This is a genomic window from Frankia sp. CgJB1 (genome assembly GCF_977947065.1).
On record NZ_CDWTNB010000124.1, the window covers coordinates 1 to 11,984 of the forward strand.

Genomic DNA, 11,984 nt, shown 5'->3' on the forward strand with positions numbered 1-11,984 from the left:
CCTCCGGTCCGCGCCGGCCGGTGTCCCCGCTGCGCCGACGCTGCGCCGACGCGGCGCCGTCCGGCGGGTCCGGCGGGTCCGGCGGGGAGCGGCTCGGGGTCCGCGAAGTCGTCGAAGTCGTCCGCGGCGGCGGGACCCGCGGTGCCGGCCGGGTACCCGCCACCACCCGAAGACGCCGCGCCGGGCGATCCCGTCCGACCGCCCTGGAAGGCCCCGCCGTTCGAGCCCGCTCCACCGTCGGGCTGGCTCCCCCACGGACTCCGGTTCCACCAGCTCACGGTTGCGGCTCCTCATCCGGCAGGACCTCGCGGGCGACCAGCGCGGTGCGCACCGCGGCGATCTCCGCACGTAGCACGGTGGCGGTGCCGAGCCGGAAGCGCGGATCGGCGGGCAGGCAGTCGATGATCAGGCGGATCAGCATGGGGTGCACGCGACGGGCCGCGAGCTCACCCCGCAACTGCCGCAGCTTCTCGTCCCGCGCCTCGGCGTCCGCCTGGGAACCGGCGGCGTCCGCGGCCGACCTGGCCTCGGTCGCCCCGCCGAGCCAGTCGTCCGGGCGGTCACCGGTCAGCGCGAACAGCAGGGTGGCCGCCAGGCAGTGCAGGTCGTACTGCGGGCTGAGCGGCTCGGCTCCCGGCGGGGCATAGCCCGGGGTCGCGGTGGTGGGCATGACCTTGGCCGACGGCTCGACGATCGCCGCCGTCGACAAGTCGACGAGCGAGTACCGAGGTGGGTCACCGGCGGCGAGGATGTTCTCCGGCTTGATGTCGCCGTGGACCCAGTACCCCCTGATCCGTTCCTCATGCTGGTAGAGCCGCTGCGGTCGGATCGTGTGCATCGCCTCCAGCGTGGCGCTGATCTGGTCGGCCAGTTCGACGACCTGGCGGGCGCTGAGCGGGCCGGACTCGGTGACCCGGGAGTCGAGCGTGGTGGGCACCATCTGTCCGATGTCACCGATGAACTGCATGACGATGAACGCCTCACGGTTGTACCGCTCGGCCTCCCGCTCGTTGCCCCCGGTCACGAGCGCGTTATGGTCGTGCCGGGTCGGCGAGGGCCCGTAGACGACGTCCACCAGGGCCGGCACCCCATGGGTGATCTCGCCGAGCGCCGCCTGAACGGCGACCGCGTCCTCGACGTCGATCGAGCGCTTCTCGTACTGGGTCCTGGCGTACTCGGGGTTGATGTCGTGGTCGCGGCCGCCCCACCATGCGCCCTTGACGACGACCAGGGCGTTGCTCCACTAGTCCCGGGCGAGCTCGACGTAACCCTGGCCGCCCTCGGCGAGATGACGCACGCAGCGGTACCGGCCACGGCCCCAGGTGCGCGGCACCGACGCGAAGGACGCCCCGTAACGCAACCGTTCGACGATCTCCAGATCGGAGGCGACCGTACTCACCGGCCACCTCCGAGTACCCCACCGCCGCCGGGTCCGCCGCTCCCGAGCACCCCGCCGGCCGGCCAGGGTGCCGTCACACGCACTTCCAGGCCCACGACGTCGCGGACCAGCCAGACCGGCTCCTCGCCGTCCCACCTCTCGGCGACACCCGGCGTCAGCCGCCGGGAACCCAGCCAGGAGCCGTTCGTCGACAGATCGGTGAGCGTCACCGTCCCGTCGCGCTCGTTGCCGACCATCAGATGGCGCCGCGAGACCCGGCCGGCGGCGTCGACCTGAAGCCGGTCGCAGACGTCGACGACGATCAGGTCGTCCGCCGTCCGCTGCACGGCGTTCGGTTGCCGTCCCAGCACGATGCGTTCGCCGGGTCCCACGTTCGGGATGCCGCCCAAGGACGACCGTGGTGCCCACCTCCAACGTCACGAGACGATGGGTGCCGCCACCCTCGATCTGCAGCACGACCGGACCCGCCACCACCCTGGGACCCCACCCGGCGCCGGACGGCACGGGCAGGCCGACGATGGTCGGCGCCCCCGCGGTGCCCGAGGGCGGGATGTAGGCGGGAGCATCGAAGATCATGGCGGCGTCCGCGAGCGCATCCCCGAACGCGTCCGCCAGGATCCTGCGGCCCCCTCCCCGGGTTCGCCAGGGCCCGCCTGCCGGTCCGGGGCATCCAGGTCCAGGGGCTCGGTCGCTCCCCGGGGAGCCGGCGCGTCCCGCGGCGCCGGGGGCACGGGGGACGCCGGGGGCATCGGGGTCTCGGGCGCCGCCGCGCCCGAGGCGTCCCCGGCCGCCTGCCCGGTATCCGTCTCGATCTCCTGGACCGGGCGTCGGCACAGCGGACAGACCAGCCGGGCGCCCTGGCCGTGCCCCGCCACGCGCATCGGTGGCGACACGAGCGGCCCCAGCCGGGCGTTCACGCAGTCGGGGGTCACGCAGCGATAGGCGTTGGCGCGGGCGGCGGCGACGACCTCCGGCCGCCCCCTCAGGCCCGACGCCTTCACCTCGTCCTGCCGTGCGGCCCGCTCCCAGGTGGCGGTGTCGATCCGGTTCATCGCCCGACGGACCAGTTTCACGTTCTCGCCCGCCGGGGCTGCGGGTAGCACCTTCCATCCGAAGAAGGTCGAGGCGTCGCCCTGGATCCACGCGTGGGCGTCGATGTTGCGTTTGCCGTAGAAGTTGTCCTTGCTGACGACCTTCCCCCCGACGGCCCTCGCCTCCTCGAGCAGGATGTCATCGGCCTCGGCCGCCCAGACCAGGGCGCCGTCACGGTAGTACCGCTGCAGTGGGGCGAGGTCGTCGAGCAGGCCGCGCAGGCTGTTGTCGGCCACATAGCGAAAGGTCGCGTCGGCGCCGAAGGCACGGCGGGCGGCGGCCTCCACGGCGAACAGCCGCGCGGGCAGCGGGCGCCGTGCGCGCAGCCGAGACCGATCTGCGCGAAGCTGCCCGGCGAACCGTCCCGGGTGATGTTACTGACGTCGAACAGCACCGTCGTCGAGGACATGGGACTCCTACCGGTTGTCAGCTGTTGCCGAGAACGTCGTCGAGACGCCGACGGGACACCGCCCCGCCGTGTGGCCGGCCGGGCACCGGGCCCGCCTCGACGAGATCACGGGTCCGGGTCCTGGTGCGGGTCGCCCGGACCCGGGCTCCCGACACCGCATCGGCCGGCGCGACACCCTGGCCGAGGGCCCGTAGCGTCGCGTTGTAGTGGTCGGCCAGATCGTCGAATCCACGGTCCGCCGCCCACAGCGCCGCGTTCCGGAACAACTCGGTGACGCTTTCCCGGGAATGGGCGAAGCTGGCCCGCTTCGCGATCTCCTCGTCGAACTCCGCGATGCTCTCCTCGTGTTCGAGGGAGGATTCCGCGTCCGGGAAGACATCCGCCTCGACGGTGACCCGGAAGCGCTGCGCGGCCTGCGGGTCGGCCCGGCTGTCCACGGCCAGCCGCCGTCCACCGGCGATCACCCCGCCGCGGGCCTGAAGAATCGTGTGCGCGCCGAGCGGTGTGTCCGGAGCGCGCAGCCGGAGCAGGAAGACCGGACGGTCCTCGCCGGTACTCACGGCGGGCAGCGGCAGCCGCAGCTCGGTGCCGCGCGAGGTCGGTGGCGGCACCTTCATGAGGTGACGCTGCGGTTTGATCCGCCGCAGCGCCTCCACCGTCCAGCCGGGTCGGATCAGGACCCGCAGCTCACCGCGCCCCGCGGCCGCGCCGACCACCGGTTCGATCAGCGACGAGACGATCGCGTCGATCCGGTCGACGTCCTCGGCCGCCGCCCAGACGTGCTGCGTCTGGCCGCACACCCCGACCATCTCGGCAAGCGCCTCGTCCCGGGCGTCGACGCCGATGCCCAGCGCGTCCGTCCCGATGCCCTGGTCGCCGAGCCCGGCGACGATGTGGGCGAGCTGCTCGAGCTGCCAGCGGCCGATGTTGGCCTCGCCGTCGGTGATGAGCAAGACCCGGTAGACGTCCGCGTCCGGCGCCTGCGCGAGCAGCTCCCGCCCGGCGACGGTGAGCGCGTCGCCGATGTTGGTATAGGAGTCCGCGTCGCTGTTCGTGGGGCCGTCGACGGCCGGCAGGCGGTCGGGCCGGCGTCCGGCACTGATCACTCGTGCCTCACGGGCGAAGCGCACCAGCACGAGCGGACAGCCGTCGGGCAGCAGGCCGTGCACGCGTTCCAGGACCCGCTGCGCGAGCTCCCACTTGCTGACCGCGTCCGGCGCCGCTGGATGCAGCATCGACAGGGATGCGTCGACCGCGACAGCGACTGCCACCTCCCGCCGGCCCCGCGGCGGATCGGCCACGCTGATCGTCAGCCGGAGCACCCCACCCGGCTTCGTGACACCCCGGTCCATCCGGCCCTCGACGCCGAGCCGGTCCCTGTCGTTCATCGGTTTCCTTTCTCCCCGTGAATGTGCGGCTCCCCGTGGATGCGCGTGCCGGCGCCGCGGGACTCGCCGACGCCGGTGAGCATCGCCCGCTGGCGCGGTCTGGTCCGGGTGGCGACCACCTTCTCCCGGGCGGAGCGGATCGCGATCACCGCGACGGTGGCGTTGTCGTGCCCACCGAGGTCCTCCGCCCGACGGCAGAGCAACGAGGCCAGTTCGGCGGGGGTGCGGGCGACCGAGGCGAGGTCCTCCAGCACGTCGCAGAACCTCCAGTCGGCCACGCCCGGAATGTCCTCGGCGGTGTCGACGCCCGCCTCGCACGCCCCGTCGGTGGCGAGGATCAGCAGGTCGCCGTCGGCGAGCTGCACCCTTCTGGTCGCCACCGCGGTCGCGCTGCGCCGTCCGGACGCTCTCGGTCACGATGCCGCGCTCCTCGGGCGTGGGAGCCTGGCCGGCGACGATCGCCTCGGCAACCACGCTGTGCTCGCTGGACAGCCGGGTGGCCGCGAAGCCGTCGCCGCAGCGGCGCAGCAGATAGGCACGGCAGTCCCCGACGGTCGCGATGTCGGCGCGACCGCGGGAGATCGAGGCGAGCACCGCCACCGCGGCGGCCCGGCGGCTCAGCGGCGCGGGCGGCGGCGGCAGCGCGACGTCCAGCAGCAGCCGCTCCGGTTCGGTCTCGCCGTCCTTCCACCGGCGGCGGAATGCCGCGAGCAGCGCCCGCGCCGCCCACCGTCCCGAACCGTCACCGGGACCGGTAATGCCGTCGAGCACCGCGCAGGCGGTGGTCGTGCCGTCCGACGGGTCCTCGACCTTCGCCCAGCCGACCGCGTCCTCGTTGTCGCCTTCCGGGTTGCCGCCCGCCTTGCGCCAGCCCGTCACGCTCTCGCACGCGACGACGGTCGTCAGCCGCTCGTTGCGCGCGGGGAAGACGAAGGGTGCGATCCTCGACGCCAGCGCACCGGCTCCGGCCGCCCGGCGACCATGCTCGGAATGTAGGCAGGCCCGCAGCGCGGCGTCGGCGCCGGGCAGCCACTCGCCGGCGGCGAGCCCGGCCATCGCCAGCATCGAGGCGTCCCGGTTACTCCACTCGCCGGTCAGCGCCTTGAACAGCACTACGGCGAACAGGCGAAGGTCACGGGCGGGACCACATTCCCCCGCCGGAGTGACGAACCAGGGGTCGACGGGGTCGTGCCTGCCCGCGTCCAGCAAATCGCAGACGGCCAGGGTGAGGCTCTGCCCGGTCCACCTGAAGCTCCACGGCGCGAGAAGCCCCACGCCCTGCTGATGGAACGGTTCGAGGCTGCGGCCGATCTCGACGAAGGCGCGCGGCAGGGCGGCCGCGGAGACCGCGGGAGCATCGGCGGAATAGCTGTCGAGCAGATCAACCAGCGGCAGTCCCGGAAGTTCCGGCCAGCTCAGCTCGACCCGCGCAGGCATGATCAGTTCGGCGCTCGCCGTGGGCAAGGCGACGCGGGGTGGGGCATGGCGTGAGGAGACCGCGCTGGCCCCCTCGTCCACGTCGGCGTCCGCGTCCACGTCGGCGTCCACGTCGTCGGCGGCTGCGGCGTCCACGTCCACGTCGGTGTCCACGTCGGCGTCCACGTCCACGTCCACGTCGTCGGCGACGTCCACGTCCGTGTCCACGTCCGCGTCGTCGGCGGCTGCGGCGTCTTCCAGCTCGTCGCTGTCGTCCTGCCCGGCCGCCGGCTCGTCCGGGCCTCCGAGCTCGTTCGCCTCCTGCGCTCCGGGTGAACCGGTCACCGCCCCGGAAGGATCAATCCCGGCGACGTCACCATCGATGGCGCGCGAGCCGTCCAGGACGCCGCAGCCCGGGACATCGGAGGAGTCCCCGCCCACGACCACTGTGATCACTGCCGGAACCGGGTCGCCCGGCGAAACCACAGGTCCGTCCGGGCCGGTCAACGGTGCTTCCCGATCACATCTGCCGGGGCGTGGGATGCGGGCATCCCGACGCTACCGTCCGAATCATCCAGACGATCAGCGTCCATGGTCGTGGCAACGGCGACGTGCACGACGGTCCCCCCTTCCTCCCGCAAGATTGCGAAGGATCTGCAGTATGCCTGTCCGCGCGATATGACGGTATCGCTCGGCCTCGTCAGGTAAAGGACAGCAATAACCGACATCTATCGGTCTGGTCGTCATCGGCGGCTTCTGCGACGGTCGGTGGCAACGGCCTACTACCTTCCGGAGGCACCGTGCCCGAGTTCAACTCCCGCCGCGCTCAGCGCCAGGTCCCGGCCAGGCGGAGCAACCCACTGCAGAAACTTGCCCGTGACCGGGCCCGGCAGGCCCGCCGACGCACTCGGCACGATCAGCCGCTGCCGGACTACCTCGCCCGCTACGCGTCCGGACCGGACGGACATCCCCGATCGGTATCGACTACGACGAGCAAGCCGCGACCGAGCGGGAATTCCCTCAAGCACCTGCGGCCGGTTCCGTGGACGTCGCTGGGGCCCGCGATGGTCCTCGATGCCCGCGTCGACTTCTCGGACTGTGCCGGCTACAAGCGGCGCCCGGTGGTCGCGGTGCGGGTGGAGAACGGCGTCATCCTGGCCTTCCCGATTACCACTCAGGTACGTCGGCTCAGCTGGGTTTGCGGACGCCTGCTCGCCTTCCCGCGGGAGGCCGGTCTGCGCGAAGCCCAATCCGTGATCCTGTGGCGCCCGGTGGCGATCGAACGCTCCGACGTGATCCGGGTTCTCGGTCGTCTCATCGGCTCCGACCTCGAAGAGTTTCAGATTCACGCGCGGGCGGTGCGCGGGGCCGACGGCAGCAACGCCTGACCCACACCGGTATCCGGGCACGGACGAGATCGCCGGGGAAGCGGCGACCGGAGGGGCCGAAACCACCCTGCGGAAAGGTACCGTTACACTCGCTCGCCATGCGGCTGCGGTTCCTCGTCGACGATCGGGTCGAATTCGACCAGCTGTGCGTCGGCGCCGCCCCGGACGACGTCTGTGACGAGGCCGCGTCGCACCGGCATCTGTCCGCCGGCCCGCCGGACCGGAAACTCTCCCGCCGGGCCGCCCGTGTGTCCGCCGCGCCGGGCGGCGGCTGGAATGTGGAAATCGCGAACCTGAACCAGGCCGATGTCCGGAACTGGGGGCAGCCGACGTATCCCGTCGAGCAGGGCGGGCTGGTGTCGGTGACCGACCGGCCGACCGCGATCTGGCTGCGCGGTACTCCGCAGCGCAGCTACCTGCTGTTATGCGAGCCGGAGCCGACCGGCGTCCGCCGGATCGCCCGCGATCATCGAGTGACGGAGAGCAACGAGGTCGATCGCCTCTCCGAGAAGGAGACCGAGGCGATCCGCGTGGTCTTCGAGCAGCATCTACGGTGGCCGCCCCTGCGTAACCCGGATCCACGTCCCAAGAAATCCGCCGCCGACCGGCTGGGGATCAAGCAGACCTCGCTCAACGACCGGTTGGCGGGCGCGCTGGAGAAGGCGAGGCGGGTCGGCTACCAGCCACCGGGCGGACAGGTCGCCCCGACCCGCGACGCCGACTGGGTGTACTGGCTCGTCGGCATCGGTGCGCTGGACTTCGAGATGCACGCGGGAATCGGCTGACCGTCCCGATCATCGAACGGCGGCTGGCCGATCGAGCGGAGCCGAGTCAGGCGGACCCGGGGGTACCTTCCAGTCCCAGGCGAGCCAGTCCCGGGCGAGCAGGTTCCGGGCTTCGACGAGGACCTCGTCCACGGATACATCCGCGACGAACGACGGGTTGTGGGGGCATCGCCCGTGCGCCTGACTCGCCCCACATTCCGGGCAGGTCGTCTGAAAAGACGTGGCGATGCGGTGGCGGGCCCGTTCCAGCGGCCCAACGTTGATCACATTGCCGCACCAGAAGACGCCGACGGTCGGAATACCGAGTGCACCGGCGAGGTGCCGCGGCCCCGAGTCGTTACCGATCATCAGGTCGGCGGTGGCGAGAATCCCCACCAGGCCGGGCAGGCAGAGGCGGCCGGCCAGGTTCACCACGGGCCCCGACACGCCCGCCGCGAGCCGTTCAGCGAGGGCTCGCTCGGCCGCTACACCGACGATCATGATGCGAGCGCCGTCCGCCGCGAGCGCGTTCGCGACTCCGGCGAACCGGTCGACGGGCCAGCGCCGACGCGAATCGCTCGCGCCGGGATGCAGAACAACCAGCGGGGCGGCCCCGGCCGTGACCTCGGCGCCCGCCGTGGCTTCGGCAGCTGCCATGGCCTCGGCGGCCGCCCGGCGATCGTCGGCCGTCACGGTCAATCCGGGGTTCAGGGTGACGGGGGAAGCCCCGACGAGTCCCACGATCTCCAGGTTGCGCAACGTCTCGTGTTGCAGATGCCGGAACGGAACGGACCGGACCGGTGCAGCGGCGGCGCTCCCACGTCCCGGCCACCGGCGGTGAACCGCGCGCCCAAGGCGTGCACCAGCGGGGTGGAATGGGCGCCCCCACCGTGCAGCTGCAGCGCCAGGTCGTAGCGGGCCACCCGGTGGCGCCGGACGAACGCGCGCACGGCGCCGTCGCGCACCCCGCCGTCGCGCACGCGATCCGTTCGCACCTCGTCGTCGGCTCGAGTGCCATCCGTCCGTAGGTCGTCGGTGGTGGCGGAGGTCGGGGCCGTACCGGTCGGCGAGGGTCCTTGCGTGCTGGTGGACACGCCGGGCCAGGGCAGGATGGCCGCCACCTCGTCCCAGGGTCCCGAGCGGCCCGCCAACAGCTCGACGTGCCAGGGCAGACCGAGGTACACCAGATGCGCGTCCGGATAGGCCGCCCGCAGCGCCTCCAACGCCGGCAGCGCCAACACGAAGTCGCCGAGCCCGCTGGCCCGCAGCACCGCGATCCGGCGCACGCCCTCCAGCGGCTCCCGGACGAACGGCCCGAACCCGGCCCGTTGGCACCCGTCCTTCTCGGCCATGTCGTTCCCCCTCGCCCGCGTCCTAACTCTCTACCCCTGCGCCCCTACGCCGGCGTTCTTCCCGTCCGCGCTTTCTCCCGATCCGGATATTCCTCGTCGGACGCTTCGACCCCGCCCGGCGCTGTCGAGATTCTCCGGATGCGTCGCATGAGCCGAAGATTCGCCTGCCGCTCGGCGAGCCCCCGATCACCCGATCGGGGGCTGTCCGGCCCCGCGAGACGCGACCATGGAGATGTGGTGATCTCGGTGGAGCGGCGGGTAGCGGTGGCGACGGGTCCGGACTATCTGGAACTGCACGTCGAAGAGCTACGGCCGGAGGGTTTCCCACCCGACGATCCCCCACCGGAGCTTCCCCGGCCACCGGTTCCCCCGCCCCCGGACCACCTCCGGGCGGACGACCGTCCCCCGAACGAGGCACGGGCCCAGGATGAGACGCGGACCACGACGTCCGACGGCAGCCCGGGGACGGTCCGCGGCGGGCGTGACGATATCCCGGTCCTGCTGCTCCACGGGATCGCCGGCACCACGGCGGGCTGGGCCGCGGTGGCTCCGGAGCTCGCCGCGTCCCGCCGTGTGATCACCTACGACCAGCGAGGGCATGGCGCGAGTGGCTGGGCCACGACGGGCCGGGCGGGTTACAGCTTTGATCAGCTGGTGGCGGACCTCGCGACGGTGGTCGACGTACTCGGGCTGCCCGCCGTCCACCTGATCGGCCACTCGATGGGTGGGGTGGTGGCGCTGCGCTACACGCTCGACCATCCGGGACGGGTGCGGTCCCTGGTTCTCGCTGACACCGCCGCCGCTCCCGCCACGGGCACGGGCGGGATCACGAAGCGGGTCGTGTCCGTCCTGCTGGCGGGGGCGACGGCGATCGCAACGGCCGTCCACGCCGGCCGGAACCGCACGGTGGCGGGGCTCGGCCAGATGGATCCGAACGCGATCGTCGCGCTCTGGCGGGACCTGAGCAGCTATCCGTCCCTCACGGAACGGTTGGGCGAGATCGGCGCCCCGACCACCGTCATCGTTGGTGAACGGGACTTCAGTCTTCGTGACGCCGCCGAGACGCTCGCCCGATCCGTGCCGGACGCCCATCTCGCGGTGATCGCCGGTGCCGACCACAATCCACACGCAAGCCGCCCGATCGCCTGGCTGACCGCCGTGGAGGATCATCTCACCCGCGCCGACCAGATATCCACCGATCTCATTCGCTGATGTCACCCAGCGTCCTATCCCCGAGGAGGCTGTCACCACCCCGTCCGGCCCAAACCTGCTGTACACCGCCCAGCACACCGTGATGAACCACCGCATCCTGGTCAATGCGGAGATCGGGCCGCATCACCGCGCGGGCGACAGCGCGGACCACCTCGGTCGGCGGCTCACCCCGATTGATGCCGACCCGGTCATAACGTCACTTGATGCACCACGTGCCCGCTCGCTGTCGCCGCTCTCCAGATGACGGCGGCCCGTCCCGCAGGATCGCATCACTCACGAGCAGGGCAAGAAGCGAATCACGCACACCCGCACCGGCCCGACTGATGCGATCATGAACCGCGGACTGGCCATCCAAGACACTGAGAATTCCTGCGATTCCCTCCTGTATCGACCGTGGTGGTAGGAGGAGCGGCATCGCTCGCATGGTCCCGGCGGTCAGCGTGGGTACCGCCGACCCGCTGGCGTTACGGAGGGTCCAACCACGAACCGCGGGATGCCCGAGGTAATAGAGGAGATACCGGGATTCGATCGCCTGGTACGGGCGGAAGCGAAGACATGCCGTCCCGAATAGCCAGCCGCGATGATCATCGGTGATCAGCACCTGGCAGCCGAAAGGATCATGTCATGAAAAATCAACCGCGTCACCGGGATTATCACCGCCCGACGACGACCGGGGCGGTGGGTACCGCGTGGTGAACCGGGCTGGGCTGGGCCGGGCCGGCGCCGCGGACGTCGGCCCGGCCACCGGCCGCGCCGGCATAGGATGATCTCGCCGTCCACCCGGCTGGAAACGGTGAGGGGAGCAGGTTGACGGCGGTATTCCTGAATATCGCGATCGGGCTCGCGACCAGCGTCCTCAGCGGTGGATCGGTCTGGCTCTGGCAGCGGGCGAAGAACATTCGTGCCCTGCGTCGCGAGGTGGAGTTCTTCGGTCTGGAGGCCGGCGGCACATGCCTCGTTATCATGAACAACACATGGGACGCACCCGGAAGTGTCAGCCGTCACGACGTCCATGCGATGATCGAGGTCGCCACGCTCGCCGGCGAGCTCGGCTGCCCGATCTCCGTGCACTCATGCGACGAGTTCTACGACATCAACGGCGACCGCACGGAGTTCTGCCTCGGCGGCCCCGAGTCGAACCCTCGCACCGGCGGCCACCTGGCCACGCACCTGCCGGGCGTCGCCGTCCGTCCCATCGCACCGGGCCAACCCGATTCCGGGGCCTTCGTTGTCGGCGAGCGGAGGTTCCTTCTGGAGAAAGGCCGCCGAGAATACGCGCTCGTCGCCAGGTTCACGCCTCCCGGTTCAACCAGGCCGGTCATCCTCATCTGCGGCCAGACCGCGGTCACCAACCGGGCTGCGGTATACGGGCTCAAGCAGAAATACCGTGACCTGGCGAGAACCATCGCCTCCGTCGATCGATTCTGCATCATTTTCAAAATAGAATTGAGCAGTACCTAGGATTTACAGTCTTATCTCCTTGTAGAGACAAGCCAACAGAGGTGGACTCCAAAGTTCTCCTTTGCAAATGTCACTCAATGAGCCGTGGAAGGTTACTTCACAC

At 71.1% G+C, this 11,984-nt stretch carries 13 protein-coding genes and 1 pseudogene; 5 read left to right on the forward strand and 9 right to left on the reverse strand.

Annotated elements, in window-relative coordinates; all coding sequences use genetic code 11:
* From AC08OT_RS14255 to AC08OT_RS14270, 4 genes and pseudogenes are all read right to left on the reverse strand, one after another.
* Nucleotides 1-278: pseudogene (locus tag AC08OT_RS14255) on the reverse strand (hypothetical protein); the annotation flags it as partial.
* Nucleotides 275-1,087: a protein kinase domain-containing protein gene (locus tag AC08OT_RS14260; RefSeq protein ID WP_476594217.1), complete on the reverse strand. Its 813-nt coding sequence runs from the start codon at nt 1,085-1,087 to the stop codon at nt 275-277. The pseudogene AC08OT_RS14255 and the gene AC08OT_RS14260, both read right to left, overlap by 4 nt.
* Nucleotides 1,088-1,243: 156 nt before the next feature.
* Nucleotides 1,244-1,399 carry a hypothetical protein gene (locus AC08OT_RS14265; RefSeq protein ID WP_476594218.1) on the reverse strand — a complete coding sequence of 52 codons (156 nt, stop codon included), beginning with the start codon at nt 1,397-1,399 and terminating at the stop codon, nt 1,244-1,246.
* Entirely contained in the window at nt 1,396-1,770 is a 375-nt protein-coding gene (locus AC08OT_RS14270) for an FHA domain-containing protein (protein WP_476597100.1), read from the reverse strand. Before AC08OT_RS14270 ends, AC08OT_RS14265 begins: the two co-directional genes overlap by 4 nt.
* 29 nt (nt 1,771-1,799) lie before the next feature.
* Here AC08OT_RS14270 and AC08OT_RS14275 point away from each other — a divergent pair, with 29 nt between their 5' ends.
* Nucleotides 1,800-1,955, forward strand: a complete 156-nt coding sequence (locus tag AC08OT_RS14275) for a hypothetical protein (protein ID WP_476602905.1) — start codon at nt 1,800-1,802, stop codon at nt 1,953-1,955.
* Between the two features lie 16 nt (nt 1,956-1,971).
* Here AC08OT_RS14275 and AC08OT_RS14280 read toward each other — a convergent pair whose 3' ends face one another.
* The gene (locus tag AC08OT_RS14280) at nt 1,972-2,778 is read right to left on the reverse strand and encodes a hypothetical protein (RefSeq protein ID WP_476597102.1); all 807 of its coding nucleotides are present in this window, start codon (nt 2,776-2,778) and stop codon (nt 1,972-1,974) included.
* Between the two features lie 139 nt (nt 2,779-2,917).
* Nucleotides 2,918-6,160, reverse strand: coding sequence for a hypothetical protein (locus AC08OT_RS14285; RefSeq protein WP_476593803.1), 3,243 nt, complete (start codon nt 6,158-6,160; stop codon nt 2,918-2,920).
* A 344-nt stretch (nt 6,161-6,504) separates the two neighbouring features.
* Between AC08OT_RS14285 and AC08OT_RS14290 the strand changes: the two genes are divergently transcribed.
* Nucleotides 6,505-7,092: a hypothetical protein gene (locus AC08OT_RS14290; RefSeq protein WP_476593802.1), complete on the forward strand. Its 588-nt coding sequence runs from the start codon at nt 6,505-6,507 to the stop codon at nt 7,090-7,092.
* A gap of 98 nt (nt 7,093-7,190) precedes the next feature.
* On the forward strand, nt 7,191-7,877 hold the full coding sequence (locus tag AC08OT_RS14295) for a hypothetical protein (protein WP_476593801.1): 687 nt from the start codon (nt 7,191-7,193) through the stop codon (nt 7,875-7,877).
* 9 nt (nt 7,878-7,886) lie between these two features.
* On the opposite strand, the gene AC08OT_RS14300 is transcribed toward AC08OT_RS14295, so the two are convergent.
* Nucleotides 7,887-8,597, reverse strand: coding sequence for a glycosyltransferase family 9 protein (locus AC08OT_RS14300; RefSeq protein WP_476602906.1), 711 nt, complete (start codon nt 8,595-8,597; stop codon nt 7,887-7,889).
* Nucleotides 8,564-9,208: a glycosyltransferase family 9 protein gene (locus AC08OT_RS14305; protein WP_476593799.1), complete on the reverse strand. Its 645-nt coding sequence runs from the start codon at nt 9,206-9,208 to the stop codon at nt 8,564-8,566. Before AC08OT_RS14305 ends, AC08OT_RS14300 begins: the two co-directional genes overlap by 34 nt.
* 237 nt (nt 9,209-9,445) lie before the next feature.
* Here AC08OT_RS14305 and AC08OT_RS14310 point away from each other — a divergent pair, with 237 nt between their 5' ends.
* A complete protein-coding gene (locus tag AC08OT_RS14310; protein WP_476593798.1) occupies nt 9,446-10,420 on the forward strand; it encodes an alpha/beta fold hydrolase in 975 nt (324 codons plus the stop codon).
* A gap of 196 nt (nt 10,421-10,616) precedes the next feature.
* Here the strand turns inward: AC08OT_RS14310 and AC08OT_RS14315 are convergent, their stop codons facing one another.
* Nucleotides 10,617-11,021, reverse strand: a complete 405-nt coding sequence (locus tag AC08OT_RS14315) for a restriction endonuclease subunit S (protein WP_476593797.1) — start codon at nt 11,019-11,021, stop codon at nt 10,617-10,619.
* Nucleotides 11,022-11,227: 206 nt separating this feature from the next.
* Between AC08OT_RS14315 and AC08OT_RS14320 the strand changes: the two genes are divergently transcribed.
* Nucleotides 11,228-11,881, forward strand: a complete 654-nt coding sequence (locus tag AC08OT_RS14320; RefSeq protein WP_476593796.1) for a hypothetical protein — start codon at nt 11,228-11,230, stop codon at nt 11,879-11,881.
* Nucleotides 11,882-11,984 lie beyond the last annotated feature (103 nt).